The organism is Streptomyces sp. NPDC004752 (genome assembly GCF_053601275.1).
The window spans coordinates 16,941-38,009 of the sequence record NZ_JBSGBN010000014.1; the positions used below are offsets into that span (position 1 = coordinate 16,941).

The window sequence follows — 21,069 nt, forward strand, 5'->3', positions numbered from 1 at the left end:
TAGGGGAGTCTCAAGCCGCGTTCTCGATGAGCTGATGGGCGTGGGCGACCGCCTGCAGGCGGTTCTTCACCCCGAGTTTCCGCAGGATGTTGGAAACGTGGAACTTGACCGTCTTCTGGCTCAGGCAACATGCCTCGGCTATCTCCGCGTTGGAGCGCCCCGCCGTCATGTGGGAGAAGACCTCCCGCTCGCGGGCGGTGAGCTGCTCCAACGGCGAGGCGGTGCCGGGGGTGAAGAACGGCAGATGCGGCAGGATGCCGTCGATGATGCGGATCGCGATGCCGTGTGGCAGGAAGACCTCGTCCCGCGCGGTCGACTGCACCGCGCCCACCAGGTCCTCCAGCGGCGCGTCATGGCAGACGAAGGCGCGTACGCCGAGCTGGAGATAGGCGACGATCCGCTCGATCAGCGGGTCGCGCATGACCAGCACCACCCCGGCAGGATGTCGGGCGGGGGTCGCGATCCGGGGCGGGCTCGCGGTCGCCAGGACGTCCTCGGGTGCTAAGGAGGGCTGGTCCTCGGCGAGCAGGACGTCGACCTGCGGCCGGGCGTCGCGCCCGTCCGCCCCGGGTCGCGGCTGGCCGACCAGACACATACCCGGCACCGAGTGGAGGGCTGCGGCGATCCCGGCCGTGAGGATCGACTGGGTTTTCGGAGTGGCCACGTGGATGGCCGTGGCGGTGCGTTTGCTCGTGTCGCAGTCCATCATGATTCCCCCTGTCGATGGCTACATGGAGCGTCGATGACCACATGGAGCCGCGCATCGGGCGGCAGCCGCAGGGCTGCGGGGAGCATCGCCAAGCGGGCCGCAGCCGCCCGATGCTATCTCGATAACCATTTGTGCTTCAATGATTTTCAGTCAGACATATGTCTGTAACGAATGCATCCACAGTCCCGTACTTCCTGGACTTTGGTCGAGGTGGAGAACTGGTCGGGCGGCGGAAGCCGGGGGCGCGGCCGATCACGGAGGCTGAGCGTATGCCGAATCGAATCACGCCGGAGATTCTCCCGTGACTGCCCCGACCGTGACCGCCCCGGCCCACGGCGCAGGAGTCTCGCTCGACGGCCGCTCCCTCACCCTCGCCGACGTCGTGCGCCTCGCCCGCCCGCCGCAGGGCGGCGCCCCCACCGCCGCCGTCCTCGGTCCCGAGGCTCGCGCCGCGGCCGAGGCCAGCGTGGCGCTGCGGGACCGGCTCATCGCCGACCGCAAACCCGTCTACGGCGTCACCACCGGCTTCGGGGACAGCGTCACCAGCCAGATCAGCCCCGAGCGCGCCGCCCACCTGCAACGCAACCTCATCCGCTACCACCTCAACGGCACCGGACCCGACGCCCCGCCGGACGTCGTCCGCGCCACCCTGCTGATCCGCGCCAACGCCCTCGCCCGCGGCAATTCCGGGATTCGCTCCGAGGTCATCGACCGCCTGCTGACCCACCTCGCCGCCGACATCCTGCCCCGCGTCCCCGAACGCGGCTCGCTCGGCGCGAGCGGCGACCTCGTCCCGCTGTGCTACGTCGCCTCCGTGCTCCTCGGCGACGGCGACGTCCACTGGGGCAAGCGGACCCTGCCCGCCGCCGAGGCACAGGCCGAGGCCGGGCTCACCCCTCTCACCCTCCAGGCCAAGGAGGGCCTCGCCCTCATCAACGGCACCTCCTTCACCTCGGCGTTCGCAGTCCTTGCCGCGCACGACGCGTCCACCCTCGCCGGCGCCGCCGAGATCGTCACCGCGTTCGTCAGCGAGGCCCTGCTCGGCAACGCCTCCCACTTCGCCGCGTTCCTCCACGAGGCCAAGCCGCACCCCGGCCAGCTCGGCGTCGCCGAGCGCCTGCGCCGGCTCACCGAGGGCTCCCACCTCTCCACGACGTACGAGGAGATCCTCGCCGCCACCGCCCCCCTCACCGGCGACCACCGCCACCTCGAACGCCGTATCCAGGACCACTACTCGGTGCGTTGCGCCCCGCACGTCATCGGCGTCCTGCACGACACCCTCGACTGGGCCGGACGCTGGCTCACCACCGAGATCAACGCCTCCACCGACAACCCCCTCTTCTCCGTCGACGACGAACAGGTCCACCACGGCGGCAACTTCTACGCCGGACACGTCGCCCAGGCCATGGACAGCGTCAAGGTCGCCACCGCCAGCGTCGCCGACCTCCTCGACCGGCAGCTCGCGCTCCTCGTCGACCCCAAGTTCAGCGCCGGCCTGCCCGCCAACCTCGTGCCGCCCTCCCTCAGCGGCGAGGCCGGACTCCATCACGGCTTCAAGGGCATGCAGATCGCCGCGTCCGCGATCACCGCCGAAGCCCTGAAGACCGCCGGCCCGGCGAGCGTGTTCTCCCGCTCCACCGAGGCCCACAACCAGGACAAGGTGAGCATGGGCACCATCGCCGCCCGGGACGCGCGCACCATCAACGAACTCACCGGCCAGGTCGCCGCGATCGCCCTCCTTGCCGGCGCCCAGGCCCTCGACCTGCGCGGCGCCGAGCACGCCGCCCCCGCCGTCCGCCGCGTCCACCGCCTGTTGCGCGCCCACGTCCCCTTCACCGACGGCGACCGGCGCATGGACGGCGACATCGCGGCCGTCCACGACCTCATCCTCGACGGCAGCCTGGCCCGCGCGGCCGGCCACTCCACCGACAAGGACACCTATGCTGCTGCTACGTGAGACCACCGCCGAAGAAGCGCTGCGCGCCGCCGCCCGCGACCACGCCGGACTCGTCCGCGACAGCCACACCGGCGTCGTAGAACCCGCCGCACTCGGCCGGAAGTTCACCGCCACCGTCGAGGCGGCTCTCGGCTCGGGACTCTACGGCCGCGACGCCCTCACCGCGGTTGCCGAGAAGGCGCGGCAGACCGCCCCCGAGACCGTCGTCGCCGACCTGCTGCCCCAACTGCCTTTCCTGCCCAAGCAGAACCTCAGCACCGGCGGCCACAAGGCGTTCACCCGTGGCCTGTCGGAGTTCCTGCACTACTACGAGTCCTCCGGTACCACCGGTAACCCCGTCGCCGCGCCCAAGGCGCTCGACGACCTCGTCGTCAACACCATCAACATCGGCGAGCAGTGGGCCCGCGTCCTCGCCCGCGCCGACCGCGCCCTCATCCTCATCAACGCACCCTTCGCCCCGGCCGCCTACCAGTTCGAGAAGGTACTCGAATACCTCCAGGTCCTCTCCCTGCGGCCCTGGGTCGACAACATCACCGGCGACTACACCCGCGTCCTGCGCCTGACCCGCGAACTCGGCGTCAACGTCTTCGTCGGACCGCCCTCCCGTCTCCTGGAGATGGTCCAGTTCGCCTACCGCAACGACGAACCCGTCCCCGCCTTCGACAAGCTCCTGCTGATGGCCGAACAGACAGGGCCCGGCTTCGTCCGCCACCTCGAACGCCTCACCGGCGCCACCGCCTACGTCGCCGCCTACGGCTCCTCCGAGACCGGCACCACCGCCGTCACCTGCGAGGAGGGCAACCTCCACCTCCAGACGCAGAGCTACGTCCTGGAACTCACCGACGACACCGGCACCCGTTTCGTCGACGGCAGCCCCGACCGCGGCGAACTCGTCGTCACCACCCTCGACATGGGCTCCCGACCCCTGCTGCGTTACCGCACCGGCGACCTCGTCGAGCTCCCCGGCACCCCCTGCCCGTGCGGCGTCGCCACCCCGCTGCTGCGCACCCTCGGCCGCTCCCAGGACCTCATCGTCCTGGAGGGCAACGGCATCAGGCAGAACGACTTCGAGGCCGCCCTGTGGCCCGAGGAGCACACAGGGCCGACCGTCCTCAACTACATGCTCGTCATCCGCGGCCGGGCCGTCGTCTGCCTCGCCACCACCGACGTCACCGTCGACGACCTCTGGACCCGGGCCACCGCCGACCGCGTCGCCCCGCTCTTCGGCGGCTACGAACTCGCCCTGCGGCCCGTGGAGAAGTTGCCCCCGCTCGCCTCCCTCGGCCAGTACCTCGGCTGGAAGCTCTCCCGCGTCCTCGACCTCAACGACGCCCGCAACTGGGACCGCCTCCCCGATCCCATCCGGGGCGTGGTCGAGACCACCCTCGCCGACATCGACGCCGCCCCCGGGCAGTGAGGAGTCCACGATCATGTGCGGGATCACCGGCTGGCTGGACTGGGAACGCGACCTGACCGCCGAGGTCGCCGTCCTCTCCCGGATGACGCAGACCCTCACGCCGCGCGGCCCCGACGACGCCGGTGTGTGGACCGCGCCCCGCATCGGCCTCGGCCACCGCAGACTCGCCGTCATCGACGTCGACCACGGCCGGCAGCCCATGGGCCTGTGCGGCGACGACGACCGCGAGCTTGCCGTGGTCTCCTTCAGCGGCGAGATCCACAACTTCCGCGAACTGCGCGCCGACCTCGCTGCCAGGGGCCACCGCTTCCGCACGAACACCGACACCGAGGTGCTGCTCGCCGCCCACCGCCAGTGGGGCGCGGACGCCGTCACCCGTTTCGCCGGCATGTTCTCCTACGCCTTCTGGGACGTCGTACGACAGACGTTGTGGCTGGTGCGCGACCCGCTCGGCGTGAAACCGCTCTACTACTCCGAGCACACGACCGGAGTCATCTTCGGCTCCGAGCCCAAGGCCCTGTTCGCCAGCGGACAGGTCGCCGCCGAGGTCGACGCCGAAGGGCTCGTCGACGTCTTCACCGTCGCCGCCAAGCGCCCCGGCGACGCCGTGTTCCGAACCATGCGCGAGGTCGAGCCCGGCCACGTGATCCGCTTCGACCGCGCCGGACGCCACGACCACCGCTACTGGCAGATGCGCAGCGCCCCCCACGAGGACGATGTCCCCACCACCGTCGCCCGGGTCCGTGAACTGCTCGGCCGCGCCGTCACCGAACAGATCCTCGCCGACGTGCCGCTCGGCTCCCTGCTCTCCGGCGGCATCGACTCCAGCGCCATCACCGCCCTCGGCGCAGGCGCCCTCGCCGACGCCGGACTGGGCCCGCTCGCCACCTACTCCGTCGACTTCGCAGGCAGCGAGGAGGAGTTCACCGCCGATGCCCTGCACGACTCCCGCGACGCCCCCTTCGTCAAAGCCGTCGTCGGACACCTCGGCACCGCCCACACCGAGGTCCTCGTCGAGCCCGCCGCGCTCCTGGAGGAATCCCGGACCACCCTGCGCGCCCGCGACATCCCCGGCGTCGGCGACCTCGACGTCTCCTTGTACCTCCTCTTCCGCGAGGTCCGCCGGCACCTCACCGTCGCCCTGTCCGGCGAGGGCGCCGACGACGCCTTCGGCGGCTACCCCTGGTTCGTCTCCGAGACCCGGCAGCCCACCGACGCCTTTCCCTGGTCGGCCGGCGTCCAGAACCGCAATGCCGTACTCTCCGCGCAGCTCAAACCCCACCTCGATCTGCACGCGCGCCTCGACGACCGCTACCGCGAAGCCCTCGCCGAAGTCCCCCGCCTCGACGGCGAGAGGGGCACCGACCGGCGGATGCGCGAGGTCTACTACCTCCAGCTCACCCGGTTCCTGCCGTTCCTCCTCGACCGCAAGGACCGCATGAGCATGGCCAACGGCCTCGAAGTGCGCGTCCCGTTCTGCGACCACCGCCTGGTCGAGTACGTGTGGAACGTGCCCTGGCAGGTCAAACGCCTCGGCGACCAGGAGAAGGGCCTGCTGCGCGCCGCCGTCGAGGACCTGCTGCCCCACGAGGTCGTCCACCGGCCCAAGAGCGGCTTCCCGGTCGGCAAGGGCGACGCCTATCTCCAGTCCGTGCGCGACGCCGTCTCCGCGATGGTCGCCGACCCCGCCTCGCCCGCCATGGAACTCCTCGACGCGGACACCCTGCGCGCCATGGTCGACAACAGGGACTGGTTCAACGGCGCCTTCACCCCGCCGCCCGTCCTGCCCCGCGCCCTCCAGCTCGACGCATGGCTGCGCGACTACCGAGTGCGTGTGGTCCTGTGAACCGACCGCAAGGAGCCGAACGCCCCGTGAAACGCCGCCTGTTCACCTCGGAGTCCGTCACCGAGGGCCACCCCGACAAGATCGCCGACCAGATCAGCGACACCGTCCTCGACGCCTTCCTGCGCCAGGACCCCGCCTCCCGGGTCGCCGTCGAGACCCTCATCACCACCGGCCAGGTCCACATCGCCGGCGAGGTCACCACCCAGGCGTACGCCGACATTCCGGCCCTGGTCCGCACGAAGATCCTCGACATCGGCTACGACTCCTCGGCCAAGGGCTTCGACGGCGCCTCCTGCGGCGTCTCCGTCTCCATCGGCGCCCAGTCCCCGGACATCGCCCAGGGCGTCGACGCCGACACCGGCGACGTCCTCGCCACCCAGGGCGCCGGCGACCAGGGCCTCATGTTCGGCTACGCCACCGACGAGACGCCCACGCTGATGCCGCTGCCGGGCTTCCTCGCCCACCGCCTCGCGAGACGCCTCACCGACGTCCGCAAGAACGGCACCGCCGCCTACCTCCGCCCGGACGGCAAGACCCAGGTCACCATCGAGTACGACGGCGACAAGGCCGTACGGCTCGACACGGTCGTCGTCTCCTCCCAGCACGCCCCCGACATCGACCTCGACACCCGACTCGCCGCCGACATACGGGAGCTGGTCGTCGAACCCGAACTGAAGGCGCTCCTCGACGACGGCATCAAACTCGACACCGAGGGCCACCGCCTCCTGGTCAACCCGACCGGCCGCTTCGAGATCGGCGGCCCGATGGGTGACGCGGGCCTGACCGGCCGCAAGATCATCATCGACACGTACGGGGGCATGGCCCGCCATGGGGGAGGCGCCTTCTCCGGCAAGGACCCCTCCAAGGTCGACCGCTCCGCCGCCTACGCCATGCGCTGGGTCGCCAAGAACGTCGTCGCCGCGGGACTCGCCGCCCGCTGCGAGGTCCAGGTCGCGTACGCGATCGGCAAGGCCGACCCCGTCGGCCTCTTCATCGAGACGTTCGGCACCCACACCGTCGCCCCCGACCGCATCGAGAAGGCCGTCGACGACGTCTTCGACCTCCGCCCCGCCGCCATCATCCGCGACCTCGGCCTGCTACGCCCCATCTACGCCCGCACCGCCGCCTACGGCCACTTCGGGCGCACCCACCCCGACTTCACCTGGGAGCGCACCGACCGGGTCGCTGCCCTGCGGACCGCAGCGGGGGTGTGAGGTGCGCATCGCGGTCACCGGCTCGATCGCCACCGACCACCTCACCCACTTCCCCGGCCGCTTCACCGACCAGCTCGTCCCAGACCAGCTGGACCACGTCTCCCTCTCCTTCCTCGTCGACGAACTCCACATCCGGCGCGGCGGCGTCGCCGCCAACATCGCCTTCGGCCTCGGGCAGCTGGGCCTGCGACCGCTCCTCGTCGGCGCGGTCGGCCAGGACTTCGACGCGTACGACGCGCTGCTCACCCGGCACGGCGTCGACACCAGTGCCGTCCACCGCTCCCGCACCCGGCACACCGCACGCTTCCAGTGCACCACCGACGACGCGGGCAACCAGATCGCCTCCTTCTACGCGGGTGCCATGAGCGAGGCCGCCACGATCGACATCGCCGACGTCGCCCGCCGCGCCGGCGGCCTCGGCCTCGTCCTCATCGGCGCCGACGACCCCGACGCCATGCTGCGGCACACCGAGGGGTGCCGGAGCGCCGGACTCACCTTCGCCGCCGACCCCTCCCAGCAGCTCGCCCGCCTCACCGGCGACGCCATCCGCACCCTGGTGACCGGCGCCTCGTACCTCTTCACCAACGAGTACGAGAGCGGACTGCTCCTGCACAAGACCGGCTGGAGCGCCGCCGATGTCCTCGCCCGCACCCGCACCTGGATCACCACCCTCGGCGAGAAGGGCGTCCTCATCCGGCGGCGCGGCGAACCCGACACCGAGATCGCCGCCCTCACCGTCGAGGACCCACGCGACCCCACCGGCGTCGGCGACGGCTTCCGAGTCGGGTTCCTCGCCGCCCTCGGCCACGGACTGCCCCCGGCCCGCGCCGCCCAGCTCGGCTGCGTGGTCGCCGCATACGTCCTCGAAGCGGTCGGCGCCCAGGAGTACCGGCTCGACCTGCCCGACCTGCTCGCCCGCTGCACCGCCGCCTACGGACCCGAAGCGCGCGAAGACCTCGCCGGGTGCCTTGGAGGGACACCGTGACCGCACCGGACGGGGTACGGCGCCTGCTCGCCGAGGGTCGGCCCCTGTACTCGTTCGAGGTGTTCCCGCCCAAGACCCCCCAGGGCGAACGCACCCTGTGGCGCACCCTGCGCGACATCGAGACCCTGCGGCCCGCGTTCGTCTCCGTCACCTACGGCGCCGGCGGCTCCGCCCGCGACCGCACGACCGACCTCGCCGAACGCATCGCTCAGGACACCACCCTCCCCGTCGTCGCCCACCTCACCGCGGTCGGACACTCCGTCACCGAACTGCGCCGCATCGTCGGACGGTACGCCGCGGCGGGCGTCCGCGACCTCCTCGTCCTGCGCGGCGACCCGCCCGACGACCCCCAAGGCCCCTGGACACCCCACCCCCAGGGCCTTCGCCACGCCGCCGAACTCGTCCAACTCGTGCGCCGTGCGGGTGACTTCGGGATCGGTGTGGCCGCCTTCCCCGAACTCCACCCCCGCTCCCGCAACTGGCCCGAGGACATCGCGCACTTCGTCGCCAAGACCCGGGCAGGCGCCGACTTCGCCATCACCCAGATGTTCTTCCGCGCCGACGACTACTTCCGCCTGCGCGACCGCCTCGACGCCGCCGGCTGTACCGTCCCGGTCATCCCCGAGATCATGCCCGCCACCCGGTTCCGGCAGATCGCCCGGTTCGCCGAACTCAGCGGCGCCACCGTCCCCGCCGACCTCACCCACCGCCTCGAACACGCCCGCGACGACGCCGAGGGCCACCGCATCGGCGTCGACCACGCCACCGACCTGGCCCGCCGCCTCCTCGACCAAGGCGCACCAGGCCTGCACTTCATCACCCTCAACCACGCGACCGCCGCCCTCGACATCTACCGCGCCCTCGGCCTGCCCGAACCCCGCCGCGCCCCCGCGGCCGCCGGCGAAGGAGCCCGCCGTGGCGCCGCCTGAACCCGACTGCGACGTCTATGTCGTCGGCACGGTCTTCCAGGACATCGTCTTCACCGGCCTCGACGGCGCCCCCGTCACAGGCGCCGAGTCCTGGGCCCGGGGCATGGGGTGCAGCCCCGGCGGCGTCGCCAGCACCGCGACCGCGCTCGCCCGCCTCGGCCTGCGCACCTGCCTGCGCGCCGCTTTCGGCGACGACGCCTACGGCGACCGCTGCTGGGCCGACCTCGCGGGCGAAGGAGTCGACCTCTCCCGCTCCCGCAGGCCCCCCGGCTGGCACTCCCCGGTCACTGTCTCCCTCGCCTACGAGGGCGAACGCACCCTTGTCACCCACAGCCACGACGCCCCCGCGGAGGACCAGCAGCCCGCACCGCCCCGCAGCCGCGCCTGCGTCACCGGACTCTCCCCGGGCCGGGACAGCCCCTGGATCCGCTCCGCCGCCGGCCACGGCAGCCTCGTCTTCGCCGACGTCGGCTGGGACCCCACCGGCCGCTGGACCCTCGCCGACCTCGACGGACTCGACCACTGCCATGCCTTTGTGCCCAACGCCGCCGAAGCCCTCCGCTGGACCCGCACCGACAGCCCCCGCTCCGCGGCCCGCGCCCTAGGGGGTGTCGTTTGGATCATGCCGGCGTCGCGGGGTCTGGCACGCACATCTGCGGCGTTGTCGTCACTCGCCGACGCTCCGCGTCGACTCCCTCCTCCGCCTTGCAGCTGCACGCACCAGACCCCGCTCGCGGTCGGTCAGTCCGCACTGTTCGTCACAGCCGACCTGATCCAAACGACACCCCCTCGCCGAGGTCGTCCCGGTCGCCGTCGTCACCACGGGCGCACACGGCGCCGTCGCCTGCGACGCCCGCACCGGCACCGAGGCCACCGCACCCGCCGTACCCGTCGACGTCCTCGACCCCACCGGCGCAGGAGACGTCTTCCTCTCCGGATTCGTCTTCGCGACACTTGCCGACTGGCCGCTCGGCGACCGGCTCGCCTTCGCCAACCTCTGCGCCGCGCTCTCCGTCGCCGGCTTCGGCGGCGCCCACTCGGCGCCCGGCTGGCACGACCTCACCCGCTGGCACGGCGCGCTCGACGACCCCGAACTGCTGCGCCGCTACGCCTTCCTGACCGCCCCGGCCACGAGCGCCCCCTCGGCCTCGCCGCGCCGCGCGGTCCCCACCATCGGATTCCGGGGAGCCGCGCCCACACCCGTCGGCCGACGCTGACCCTGACTCGCGTCCCAGGAGACCCCGTCATGTTTGCCTTCCCACCGGACCAGGCGCTCGACCGACCGACCTGGCGTGATCTGCCCGCGGCGCAGCAGCCGGACTACCCCGACACCGAGGCTGTGCGCAAGGTCGTCGAGGAGTTGGAGTCGTATCCGCCGCTGGTGTTCGCCGGCGAGTGTGATCAGCTGCGTGCCCGTCTGGCCGCCGTGGCGAAGGGGGAGGCGTTTCTCCTTCAAGGCGGTGACTGCGCGGAGGCGTTCGACGCCGTGGGCGCGGAGCAGATCCGGGCGAAGCTGAAGACGCTGCTGCAGATGGGTGCGGTGCTGACGTATGCGGCGTCGGTGCCGGTGGTGAAGGTGGGGCGGATCGCGGGGCAGTATGCCAAGCCGCGGTCGAAGCCGACCGAGACCCGGGACGGGGTGACGCTCCCGACGTATCGGGGGGACTCGGTCAACGGCTTCGACTTCACCGAGGCGGCACGGGTGCCGGACCCGGAGCGTCTGAAGCGCATGTACCACGCCTCGGCGTCGACGCTGAACCTGATACGGGCGTTCACCATGGGCGGGTACGCGGACCTGCGGCAGGTGCACGCCTGGAACCACGATTTCGTGAAGTCGTCTCCATCGGGGCAGCGGTACGAGCAGCTGGCACGGGAGATCGACAGCGCGCTGAACTTCATGCGGGCCTGCGGGGCGGACCCGGAGGAGTTCAGGACGGTCGAGCTCTATGCCTCGCACGAGGCGCTGCTGTTGGACTACGAGTCCGCGCTGACCCGCATCGACTCCCGTACGGGGAGTCTGTACGACGTGTCGGGGCACATGGTGTGGATCGGTGAGCGCACCCGCCAGCTGGACCATGCGCACATCGAGTTCGCCTCCAAGATCCGCAACCCGATCGGCATCAAGCTCGGCCCCACGACCACGGCCGAAGAGGCGCTCCAGTACATCGAGCGCCTCGACCCCGACCGGGAGCCGGGCCGGCTGACGTTCATCGTCCGGATGGGCGCGGACAAGGTGCGCGACGAGCTGCCGGAGCTGGTGGAGAAGGTGACCGCGTCGGATGCGGTGGTGGCGTGGGTGACGGACCCGATGCACGGCAACACCTTCGAGGCCGCGTCCGGGCACAAAACGCGTCGCTTCGATGACGTGCTGGACGAGGTGAAGGGCTTCTTCGAGGTCCACAGGGGGCTGGGCACGCACCCGGGCGGCATCCATGTCGAGCTGACAGGTGATGACGTGACGGAGTGCCTGGGCGGCGGCGACGAGATCTTTGTCGACGACCTCCACCAGCGCTACGAGACGGCATGCGATCCCCGCCTCAACCACAGCCAGTCCCTCGATCTCGCCTTCCTGGTCGCCGAGTTGTACCGCACTCAGGAAGGAGGCATCCGATGAGCAGGCTGCGCCGGCTGACGGCGGGGGAGTCGCACGGTCCGGCCCTTGTCGCGACCCTGGAGGGACTGCCCGCCGGGGTGCCGATCACTACGCGGGCGGTCGCCGACCATCTGGCGCGGCGGCGGCTGGGGTACGGCCGGGGCGCGCGGATGAGGTTCGAGCGGGACGAGGTCACGTTCCTGGGCGGGGTCCGGCATGGACTCACCCTCGGCTCCCCGGTCGCGGTGCTGGTGGCCAACACCGAGTGGCCGAAGTGGGAGCAGGTGATGTCGGCCGATCTGTATGAGGAGGTCGCCTCGGCCGCCGTCCGCACCGATGGCCGCACCCCCGAAGAGATCGCCCAAGAGGTGTCCTACGCATTGGAGTCGAGGATATGAGAGACCGTCACTTCTATGTCCTGCTCGGGCCGGACGGTGCCGGGAAGTCCTCCGTGATGGCGGAGCTGGCGCGGACGCTGCCCGGCTGGCGGACGCTGTCGACGGACGACGACCTGCTGGCCGGGGACCACGGACTGATCACCCGGCTGCGCCGGGACGTCGTCGGGGAGGTGCTGCCGGAGCTGGGGCGGGTGTACTCCGCCGACTTCCTCGCGCAGCTGCTGGGGGCGGCGGTCGTGCACCTGCGGGACCAGCTGGAGCGGCAGGAGCCGGGGACGCCGGTGCTGATGGACTCGTACTACTACAAGATCCTCGCGAAGTGCCGGCTCGCCGGACTCGCCGCGCACCCGCTGTACGCATGGTGGCGGTCCTTCCCGCAGCCACGCGGCGTGATCTATCTGGAAGTGTCGCCGGAGACGGCCTGGCGGCGGTCGGGGGAGGGGGCGCGGCTCAACCCGCTGGAGTACTTCGGGCCGAGGCCCGAATGGTTCGGCTTCGAGGGCTACCAGAAGAACCTGCGCAAGCTGATGCTGGAGGAGGTCGGAGGGCTGCCGGTCACGGTGGTCGAGGAGCATCCGGGGGCCGCCGCGACGGCTGCGGCCGTACGGAAGGTGCTCGCCACATGAGCTGGGGCGAGGAGCGACACGCCGAGCGCTACCGCAGCCGGGTCTTTGCCGAACGGGCGCGACTGAGCAGCGAGCTCATCGACTTGACGTACCGTCAGGCCGCTGTGCTGTCCGATCTGGTGGAGTTCAACCGGGACACCGAGTTCGGGCGGCTGCACGGATTCGGCTCGATCCGCACCCTCAAGGACCTCCAGTCCGCCGTGCCCGTCCAGGACTACGCGGCGCACGCGCCGTACATCGAGCGGATGGCGGCCGGGGAGAAGGGCGTGCTCACCGCCGACGCGCCGGTCGTCTACTTCACCAGCAGCGGGAGCACCGGCGCGCACAAGAAGATCCCGGTCACCCGGCGGTTCATGAAGACGGTGTTCTTCCCCTTCTACTACGCGGCCTGGGCACCCCTGATCGGCGCGTTCCCGGAGCTGACCGGGCGGGCGGACGCCGTGCTGAACCTCAAGCACGACCCCCTGTCCGCTCCGCCGACCACCGCCGGCGGTCGTCCCCATGTCGGCGCCAGCCAGGTCGACTTCGGCGCGGCATTCGGCGAACCGCTCGCCGCCGAGCTGGGCACGGCCGCGCCCTGGGCGGCCCTGCCGGTGGACGTGGCGCCCGACGACCACCTGGAGAAGACGTACCTGCGGCTGCGGCTGGCCGTGCAGAGCGATGTGCGCGGGCTGATCGGCATCAACCCGGCGATGTTCGCAGCCCTGCCGTACCAGCTGCGGCTGTGGTGGCCGCGCATCGTCAAGGAGATCCGCGACGGCACCCTGGGCGGGGTCCCGTACGGCACCCCCGACACCGTGCTCGCCGCCCGGCTGGAGTCGCTGGACGAGGTGAGCCCTGCCCGGGTCTGGCCCCGGGTGCGCGCGCTGTTCGGGTGGACGACCGGGGTGGCCTCGCTCTACCTGCCCGCGCTGCGGCGGACGTTCGGGACGGACGTGGTCGCGCTGCCCGCGCCCGTCGCCGCGTCGGAGGGACCCGTCGCGGTGCCCCTCGACCGGCATCCCACGGCCGGGAGCATCGTCCCCTCGGCCTGCGTGTACGAGTTCGCCGACGCGGACGAGGACCTCAAGTCCGGGACGGAGACGCTGCTGCCGCAGGATCTCGAAGAGGGACGTGACTACCACGTCGTGTTCAGCCACGTAGGCGGGTTGTACCGGTACGCGGTGGGCGACGTCGTCCGGGTCGTGGACCGAGTCGGGGGTGCGCCCCGGCTGATGTACGCGGGCCGGGCCGGACGCTCGGACGCGGCAGGGGAGCGGCTGCGGGAGGCACAGGTCGTCCGGGCGGTGCGGGAGGCGCTGACGGGGGCGGGGGTGGAGCTACGGAACGTGTCGTGCAGGGTGGAGGAGGCGGGGGGCGGGGCGGCGGAGACGACTCCTCGCCACGGCGGCGGGCTTTCTCGGTACGAGTCCACCCATGATGGGCCTGCCCACGGGGGGTCTTCCCGCTACGTCTTCGCCGTCGCCCCCGAAACCCCTTGGCCCCCCGAGGCCCCCGCCCGCTTCGCCGCGCTGCTCGACGCCGGGCTGGGCCGGGAGTCCCCCGGCTACGCGAAGGCCCGGAGTCAGGCGCGGCTCGGCGTACCCGGCGTACGGCTGCTGCATCCGGACAGCTTCCAGCGCGAGTGGCAGGAGCGGGTGGCCGACGGGGTGCGGCCCACCCAGGTGAAGGACCGGCTGTTCCGGCCGGACGAGAGCCAGTGGCGGCGACTGACCGCCGCGTCCGACGCACTGCGAGGAGAAGGCACGTGACGCACATCCTGGAACCCGCCGACCCCGTGGAGAGGACCGCCCTGCTCACCGCGGCCCTGCGCGCCGCCGAGACCCGCCGCGAGGACCGGCTCTACGCCGACCCCTACGCGGCGGCCCTGGTCGGCGACGCCGGGCCCCGGCTGCTCGCCGAGATCCGCGCCGCGACCTTCCCGGCGGACCGGCCGCGCTCGATACCCAGCACGCCCGACTACAACGCGATCCGCACCCGGTTCTTCGACGACCTCCTCCAGCGGGCCGTCCACAAGGACGGCGCGACCCAGCTGGTCGTCGCGCCCGCCGGCCTGGACTCCCGCGCCTACCGGCTCAACTGGCCTGAAGGGCTACGGTACTTCGAGGTCGACCGGCCCGCCGTCCTCGCGTTCAAGGAGCAGCGCCTCGCCGGTGCCGTCCCCACCGTCGACCACGTCACCGTCGCCGTCGACCTCACCGCCCCCGACTGGGAGGACCGGCTGATCGACAGCGGTTACGACCCGAAGGCGCCGTCCGTGTGGTTGCTGGAGGGGCTGCTCTACTACATCCCCGAGCCGGACGCCCGGCGCATGCTCCAGCGGGTTGCCGCCTGCTGCGCGCCCGGCAGCCGGATCGCCGCCGACCTGGTCAACACCGCCGCCCTGACGCTCCCGCACATGCGGCCGCTGCTCGACGTGTTCGCGGGCTGGGGCTGCCCCTGGCTGTTCGGCAGCGACGAGCCCGAGGAACTGTTCGCGCGCTACGGCTTCGACGTGCGCGCGGTCCAGCCCGGCGAGGACGGCGCCGACTTCGGGCGCTGGCCCGACCCGGTGCCGGAGCGGTCGGTGAAGGACGTGCGGCGGGTGTTCTTCGTACACGGCAGGCACCGGTGACCCGGCCCGTGGTGGTGGCCGGCGGCAGCGTCGCGGGGCTCGCCTGCGCGCTCGCCCTGGCCCGGCGCGGCTTCCGGGTGACGGTGCTGGAGCGGACGCCCGAGCCGCCGAAGGACGCGCTGGAGTGGCGCAGGCCCGCCGTCGCGCAGCACGGCCACTCCCACCTCCTGGCCTCGCTCGGCGTACGGGTCCTGCGCGAGCACGCGCCCGAGGTGCTGGCCGCCGCGCTCGACGCGGGCGCGGGCCTCCTCGACCTCGCCGACACGCTCCCCGGCGGCGAACGGCTCCCGGAGGACGCCGAGTTGACGGCGCTCGCCGTGCGCCGCCCGGTGTTCGAACTCGCCCTGCACGGCGTGGTCCGCGCACTGCCCGGCGTGGAGATCCGCCACCGCGTGACCGTGCGCGCGCTGACCACGGCCCGCCGGGTGACCGGGGTCGTCACCGGCACCGGCGAGCACCTCCCCGCGCACGCCGTCGTCGACGCCACCGGCCGCCGGGCCGCCTCGCGCGAGTGGCTGGCAGCCGCCGGGACGATCCCGCCCGCCGAGCTGACCGCGCCCACCGCGATCCGCGCCTTCACCCGCTTCTACCGGCTGACCTCCCCGGGCAGCCTGCCCGGCCCGCTGAACCGGGGCAACGCGGCCGGCGGTATCTGGGACCACTACGCGGCCGTCGCCCACCCCGCCGACAACGACACCTACGCCCTCACCCTCGGTGCCCCCGCCCGCGACCGCGCCACGGCCGGACTGCGCCACCCCGCCGCCTTCACCGCCGCCGCCCGGCTCTCCCCCCACCTCGCCGCCTGGGCCGACCCCGACGCCGGACGTCCCATCAGCCCCGTCCGCCCGATCACTCTCCCGCCCAACAGCCTGCGCCCGGCCGCCGCCGTCGGGGGCCTGTACGCCGTGGGCGACGCCGCCTGCGTCACCAATCCCCTCTACGGGCGCGGCATGTCGCTGGCCCTGCGCCACGCGTTCGCGCTCGCCGGACACCTCGCCGAGACCAGGGAAGGCGACGCGCGGGCCGCCGACCGGCTCCACCGGCCCTGGTACGAGCACTCCGTCCGCGAGGACACCCACCGCACCGCCCTGTGGCGGGCCCGCGTCACCGGCGGCCCGCCACCCGCGTGGGCGGCCCCGGACGGCCGCCCGGCCCTGGCCGAGATCGGGACGGCGGCCCGCGCCGACCCGGTCGTGTGGCGTGGCCTCACCCGGGTCCTCATGGGTCTGGACGGCGCCCACGAGGTCTTCGACGACGCGGTGTTCCGCACACGCGTCCGCGCCGCCCCCGCCCCGCGCGGCGGACCCCGGCCCCCCACCCGGGACGAACTGGTCCGGGCCGTCGCGGCGGAGAACGCGCCGTGACCCGCCGGGTGCTGCTCGCGCCGGTCACCGTCACCCCCGCCAAACCCCTGACCCCCAGCCACCTCAAGGGGCTGCTGTGGACCGACGTCATGTACCGAGCCACTGCCGCGCTCGCCGACGTCACCTACCGCTACAGCCCCACCACCTACCACCTCACCGAACAGACCCTCGGCTTCTGGGAGTTCCTCGACCGCACCCAGGGCGACCTGCCGTACGGCAGGCTCTCCGAGGAGGAGATCGGCGACCTGTACGTCCTGTTCCGCAAGGACGCGCCCGCGCCCGCCGGTGCGCTGCGGCCGTACGCCCTGGAGGTCGAGCGCAACGGGTGGGTGCATCCGGCGAGCGCGCGAGTGCTGGAGCTGTGGACCGGCCACTACACCAAACTCGGCCTGTGTGATCCAGGACTGACGAATCATCAGCCTCCGCGGCTCGGGTTCGAGGAGATGGCCGAACGGCTCGTCGGCCTCGGCATGGGGCTCGACCAGCGGTCCGGCGGTGGTCCCGTCTACATCGACGCCACCCGGTACGGGCTGCCCCTGCGGCAGATCACCACCCAGGACGGGCACCCCAACTACCTCGCCTGCGCGCTGCGGGAGCTGCTGCCGCTGGCGGCCGAGCACGACGAGGTCGTCCTGCTGTACGACACCGAACTCGCCGCCGACTACACCCTGTTGCAGCGGGTGCTGGCCGAACTCGGGCCGGTGGTGCACCGCGTGCCCGTAGGACGCGTCCCCATCGACGGCGAGATCCGCTCCGCCCGGCACGGCGGCTGGCACGACCACACGGCGGGCGCCCTCCTGCGGACCCTGGGAGCCGACCCCGACGTGCGGAGACTGGGCGTGCGGCTGTACTTCGTCGCCGCCCTCGGCCCCGGACAGGCCCAGTCGTTCCGCGCCGACCTCCTCCACAAGAGCCTGGAACGTGCCGCACGGCTGCTGCGCCGGGCGGACGGCGTCCGGCTCGGCGCCGAGGCGGTCCGCGAGGAGCTGCGCCGGCATCGACGCGACCACATCCATGTCGACCCCTACCGGCTCACCTCCTCCCTCCTCGCCCGCGCCCGCCGCACCCTCGACCACGACCTGCTCACCACGGTGTACCTATGACCCTCTCCCCGGAACTGCTGCTGACCGTCGCCACCGAACGGCTCAGAGCCGCCCGCCCCGACCTCGCGGACCGCTCCACCCGCTCGGCGAAGGACTCGGTGAAGGGCTCGGTGAAGGAGGGGGTCCGCGCCGAGGGGGTTGCGGCCGTCGTCGTCGTCCGGGACGTCCGGCTCCCCTCCTGGGTGCGCGAGACCTGCACGTTCGCGCTCTCCCTCCCGCCCGAGCGGGCCGACGCCTGGCGCCGCTCCCTCACCCGGACCCTCTATCTGGCGGGGCGCCCCGACAACCTGCACGAACGCTTCGCCTTCACCCACGTCGCCGCCGACGGCACCGCCGCGTGGGCGGGCCCCGACCCGGACGAAGCCACCACCGGGCTACGACGGCTGCTGAGGACGTTCAGCGGACACCGGCTGCTGACGGCCTGGCACCCGGTGACCGTCGAACTCCCTTTCATGCAAAGCGACGTGGAGCGTGCACCCGCCCACCGCGACCTCTACCTGGCCACCGCCCACCTCACCCTCGCCGACGCGCTGGTCCACCTCGGCCACCTCCTCGCCGAGTCCGTCATCGACGGCACCCTCGGCCCCGGCGACCGGCTCACCCTGCGCTCCGTACCGCGCCTCACGGCCCTCCCCACGCCGTACGCCGCACTGCGCGTCGACACCGACCGGCTCCGGCCGGACCGCCTGCGGGCCTACGCCGCAATGACCCAGGAGATCTGATGTCCTCAACCCTGGTGACTCCGCTGCGCATCGGAGTCCACGGTTCCGCGGCGCAGGCCGAACGGATCGTCGCCGCCTCCGGGTTCGACCCGGCACGCGTGACCTACGTGCCGTACGACGTCCGGGAACCCTTCCGGCCGCTGCGGGCCGGTGAACTCGACGTCATGCTGGTCAAGTTCCCGCTCCGGGAGCCGGACGTGGTCGCGGGGGAGCCGGTCGCCTTCGACGCGCGGGCCGCGCTGCTGCGGGCCGGACACCCCCTCGCCGGGCGGGACGCACTCTCCGTCGAGGACCTCGTGCCGTACGACCTCTTCCGTCGCCCCGGTGACTTCCCGGCCTACGTCTGGGACCAGGTCGTGCCGCCCCGCACCCCCCGGGGGACCGTGCTGCGGCGGGTGCGGGAGATGACCACCATGGCCGCGCTCGCCGAGACGCTGACCGGGTCGGACGCCGTGCACCTGTCGTTCCTGTCGCTGAGGGGGATCGTGCCGCCGCAGGTGCGGGTCGTACCGGTGGCCGACCTGCCGCCCGCGCCCGTGTCGCTGGCCTGGCTGCGCGAGGGGCCGCCGGTCGCGGGACTCGCCGAGTTCGTAGCCGCCGCCGAGCGGAGGGCCGCACGGTGACCGCGCTGGTGCTGCTGCACGCGCTGCCGCTGGACTCCTCGATGTGGCGGGCTCAGGTCCAGGACCTCGGAGCGCTCGGCCACCGGGTGCTGGCCGTCGACCAACGCGGTTTCGGTGGACGGCCGTTGGGGGATGCGGCGCCTTCCCTGGACGCCGTCGCGGACGACCTCGCCAAGACCCTGGACCGGGAGAACCTGGACCAAGTGGTCCTCGCCGGCTGCTCGATGGGCGGATACGCGGTGCTCGCCTTCCTGCGCCGCCACCCCGGCCGGGTCCGCGCCCTCGCGCTGCTCTCCACCCGCGCCGAGGCCGACACCGCCCAGTCAGCCGCCCGCCGCCGGGCCTTCGCCGTCGCCATGCGCGACCCCGCCGCCCGCAACCGACTGGTCGAGACGACGACACCGGTCCTCCTCGGCGCGACGAGCAGCAGCCGGAACCCGTCCCTGCCGGGCGAGTTGCTGCTGACCGCCAAGTCCGCCGACCCGGAGGCGGTCGCCTGGGCGCAGGAGGCCATCGCCGACCGCCGGGACAGCCTCGACGTCCTGCGCACGACCGACGTCCCGGCACTCGTCGTCGCGGGGGAGGAGGACGAGTTGGTGTCCCTCGCGGAGTCGCAAGCGGCGGCGGACGCACTGCCCCACGGACGGCTGGTCGTCCTGCCGGAAGTCGGTCATCTGCCGCCGCTGGAGGACCCCGACACGGTGACACGCCTGCTGGCGGGACTGGCGGAGGAAGGGGCACGACCATGACCGTCGAGAACGCGACCGAGGACCACCGATCCTGGGGCTACACCGCCTCCACCGGACTCGCCTTCACCCGTGAGGACATCGTCGAGGCCCACTTCGAGGCGTGCGCGGGACCCTACCGGGCCGCGCTGGACCTGGTCGGAATCCGGCCGGGATGGCGGGTGCTCGACGCGGGCTGCGGCAGCGGCGCCTTTCTGCCGTGGCTCGTCGAGGCGGTCGGGCCGCAGGGCCGGGTGCACGGCGTCGACCTCGCGGCGGAGAACGCCGAGCGGGCCGCCGCGCGGACGGGCGGCAGGGTGGAAGTGCGGCAGGGAGACATCCTGCGCCTCGACCACCCCGACGACAGCTTCGACGCCGTCTGGTGCGCCAACACCACGCAGTACCTCGACGACGACCAACTCCTTTGCGCTCTCGCCGAGTTTCGCCGCGTCGTACGGTCCGGCGGGGTCGTCGCGGTCAAAGACCTCGATGCCGCGCTGGTCGTCGTACGGCCCGGAGATCCTTATCAGTTCCCGGACTTCTTCCGGAGTGCGGGCCAACAGCCAGGCTACGCACGCCAGTTGCTGCGGACCGCCGAGCTGGACCGATGGCTGGAGCGGGCCGGACTCACCGATGTGCGGCGGCAGACTTTGCTCATCGAGCACTCCGCGCCCATGCCGCCGGCCGTTCTGGACTTCTACACCCGGGCCTGCGAGCGGATCGCCCGGATGGCCGAGGGCGAGGGGTGGGAGGTGTTCCTCGACCCCGAAGGGTCCGGTCACCCTCTGCGCGACCCTCACGGATATATCCGTGAGGGGAACACGGTGGCGGTGGGTGTGGTCAGGTGAGCGACTCCGGGCGCAGGACGACCTCCAGGAGGCCCGGGAAGCGGGCGTCCAGGTCCTGGCGGCGCAGCGACATCAGGCGGTGGGTGCCCTCCACCCGGGTGCGGGTCACGCCCGCGTCCCGCAGCACCTTCAGGTGGTGGGAGAGCGTCGACTTGGCCATGGGGACGTTCAGCCCGCTGCACGACTGCTCGTGGTCATCGCCGAGCCCGCGCACGATCGCCAGGCGCGTCGGGTCGCTCAGCGCGTGGAACACGTCCGTGAGCTGGATCTCCGCGCGGTCGGGGTGCTTCAGCGTGCGCACGTCTCGGACTCCTCGGGCGACAAGCGGCCTGTTCTGGGAACTTGGCCCGGGGAAGCCCTTGCTGCCACGCCCGAGCGCTTTCTATAGTTCCATAG

At 72.4% G+C, this 21,069-nt stretch carries 18 protein-coding genes and 3 pseudogenes; 19 read left to right on the forward strand and 2 right to left on the reverse strand.

All coding sequences use genetic code 11. The features are described from left to right. Positions 1–10: 10 nt before the first annotated feature. A complete protein-coding gene (locus ACWEKM_RS08345) occupies positions 11–709 on the reverse strand; it encodes a helix-turn-helix transcriptional regulator (RefSeq protein WP_451620377.1) in 699 nt (232 codons plus the stop codon). 301 nt (positions 710–1,010) lie between these two features. Here ACWEKM_RS08345 and ACWEKM_RS08350 point away from each other — a divergent pair, with 301 nt between their 5' ends. From ACWEKM_RS08350 to ACWEKM_RS08440, 19 genes and pseudogenes are all read left to right on the forward strand, one after another. Continuing rightward, positions 1,011–2,666, forward strand: coding sequence for an HAL/PAL/TAL family ammonia-lyase (locus ACWEKM_RS08350; protein WP_451620378.1), 1,656 nt, complete (start codon positions 1,011–1,013; stop codon positions 2,664–2,666). Further along, positions 2,650–4,083, forward strand: a complete 1,434-nt coding sequence (locus tag ACWEKM_RS08355) for a phenylacetate--CoA ligase family protein (protein ID WP_451620379.1) — start codon at positions 2,650–2,652, stop codon at positions 4,081–4,083. Before ACWEKM_RS08350 ends, ACWEKM_RS08355 begins: the two co-directional genes overlap by 17 nt. Positions 4,084–4,096: 13 nt before the next feature. Then, the gene (gene asnB / locus ACWEKM_RS08360) at positions 4,097–5,929 is read left to right on the forward strand and encodes an asparagine synthase (glutamine-hydrolyzing) (protein ID WP_451620380.1); all 1,833 of its coding nucleotides are present in this window, start codon (positions 4,097–4,099) and stop codon (positions 5,927–5,929) included. A 26-nt stretch (positions 5,930–5,955) separates the two neighbouring features. Further along, a complete protein-coding gene (gene metK, locus ACWEKM_RS08365; RefSeq protein WP_451620381.1) occupies positions 5,956–7,143 on the forward strand; it encodes a methionine adenosyltransferase in 1,188 nt (395 codons plus the stop codon). 1 nt (position 7,144) lies between these two features. Continuing rightward, complete coding sequence (locus tag ACWEKM_RS08370) at positions 7,145–8,128, forward strand: carbohydrate kinase family protein (RefSeq protein ID WP_451620382.1); 984 nt, start codon at positions 7,145–7,147, stop codon at positions 8,126–8,128. After that, positions 8,125–9,057 (forward strand): methylenetetrahydrofolate reductase [NAD(P)H], encoded by a 933-nt coding sequence (gene metF / locus ACWEKM_RS08375; RefSeq protein WP_451620383.1) that lies wholly within the window; start codon positions 8,125–8,127, stop codon positions 9,055–9,057. Before ACWEKM_RS08370 ends, metF begins: the two co-directional genes overlap by 4 nt. Then, a pseudogene (locus tag ACWEKM_RS08380) lies at positions 9,044–9,661 on the forward strand (carbohydrate kinase family protein); the annotation flags it as partial. The gene metF and the pseudogene ACWEKM_RS08380, both read left to right, overlap by 14 nt. Before the next feature lie 178 nt (positions 9,662–9,839). Further along, positions 9,840–10,274, forward strand: a pseudogene (locus ACWEKM_RS08385) (carbohydrate kinase family protein); the annotation flags it as partial. Positions 10,275–10,303: 29 nt separating this feature from the next. Next, positions 10,304–11,671 (forward strand): class II 3-deoxy-7-phosphoheptulonate synthase, encoded by a 1,368-nt coding sequence (locus tag ACWEKM_RS08390; protein WP_451620453.1) that lies wholly within the window; start codon positions 10,304–10,306, stop codon positions 11,669–11,671. Then, positions 11,668–11,949, forward strand: a pseudogene (locus ACWEKM_RS08395) (chorismate synthase); the annotation flags it as partial. The gene ACWEKM_RS08390 and the pseudogene ACWEKM_RS08395, both read left to right, overlap by 4 nt. Positions 11,950–12,044: 95 nt before the next feature. Next, positions 12,045–12,674, forward strand: a complete 630-nt coding sequence (locus tag ACWEKM_RS08400; RefSeq protein WP_451620384.1) for a hypothetical protein — start codon at positions 12,045–12,047, stop codon at positions 12,672–12,674. Then, entirely contained in the window at positions 12,671–14,425 is a 1,755-nt protein-coding gene (locus ACWEKM_RS08405; RefSeq protein ID WP_451620385.1) for a GH3 family domain-containing protein, read from the forward strand. Before ACWEKM_RS08400 ends, ACWEKM_RS08405 begins: the two co-directional genes overlap by 4 nt. A gap of 5 nt (positions 14,426–14,430) precedes the next feature. After that, a complete protein-coding gene (locus ACWEKM_RS08410) occupies positions 14,431–15,288 on the forward strand; it encodes a class I SAM-dependent methyltransferase (protein ID WP_451620454.1) in 858 nt (285 codons plus the stop codon). Further along, on the forward strand, positions 15,285–16,652 hold the full coding sequence (locus tag ACWEKM_RS08415) for an NAD(P)/FAD-dependent oxidoreductase (RefSeq protein WP_451620386.1): 1,368 nt from the start codon (positions 15,285–15,287) through the stop codon (positions 16,650–16,652). The genes ACWEKM_RS08410 and ACWEKM_RS08415 overlap by 4 nt, the downstream gene beginning before the upstream one ends. Then, positions 16,649–17,755 carry a hypothetical protein gene (locus ACWEKM_RS08420; protein WP_451620387.1) on the forward strand — a complete coding sequence of 369 codons (1,107 nt, stop codon included), beginning with the start codon at positions 16,649–16,651 and terminating at the stop codon, positions 17,753–17,755. The genes ACWEKM_RS08415 and ACWEKM_RS08420 overlap by 4 nt, the downstream gene beginning before the upstream one ends. Next, positions 17,752–18,477 (forward strand): DUF6182 family protein, encoded by a 726-nt coding sequence (locus ACWEKM_RS08425; RefSeq protein WP_451620388.1) that lies wholly within the window; start codon positions 17,752–17,754, stop codon positions 18,475–18,477. The genes ACWEKM_RS08420 and ACWEKM_RS08425 overlap by 4 nt, the downstream gene beginning before the upstream one ends. Beyond that, on the forward strand, positions 18,477–19,100 hold the full coding sequence (locus tag ACWEKM_RS08430) for a LysR substrate-binding domain-containing protein (protein WP_451620389.1): 624 nt from the start codon (positions 18,477–18,479) through the stop codon (positions 19,098–19,100). Before ACWEKM_RS08425 ends, ACWEKM_RS08430 begins: the two co-directional genes overlap by 1 nt. Continuing rightward, positions 19,097–19,849, forward strand: a complete 753-nt coding sequence (locus tag ACWEKM_RS08435; protein WP_451620390.1) for an alpha/beta fold hydrolase — start codon at positions 19,097–19,099, stop codon at positions 19,847–19,849. The genes ACWEKM_RS08430 and ACWEKM_RS08435 overlap by 4 nt, the downstream gene beginning before the upstream one ends. After that, positions 19,846–20,673: a class I SAM-dependent methyltransferase gene (locus ACWEKM_RS08440; RefSeq protein ID WP_451620391.1), complete on the forward strand. Its 828-nt coding sequence runs from the start codon at positions 19,846–19,848 to the stop codon at positions 20,671–20,673. Before ACWEKM_RS08435 ends, ACWEKM_RS08440 begins: the two co-directional genes overlap by 4 nt. On the opposite strand, the gene ACWEKM_RS08445 is transcribed toward ACWEKM_RS08440, so the two are convergent. Continuing rightward, complete coding sequence (locus ACWEKM_RS08445; protein ID WP_451620392.1) at positions 20,666–20,974, reverse strand: ArsR/SmtB family transcription factor; 309 nt, start codon at positions 20,972–20,974, stop codon at positions 20,666–20,668. The two genes, ACWEKM_RS08440 and ACWEKM_RS08445, sit on opposite strands and share 8 nt — an antisense overlap. Positions 20,975–21,069 lie beyond the last annotated feature (95 nt).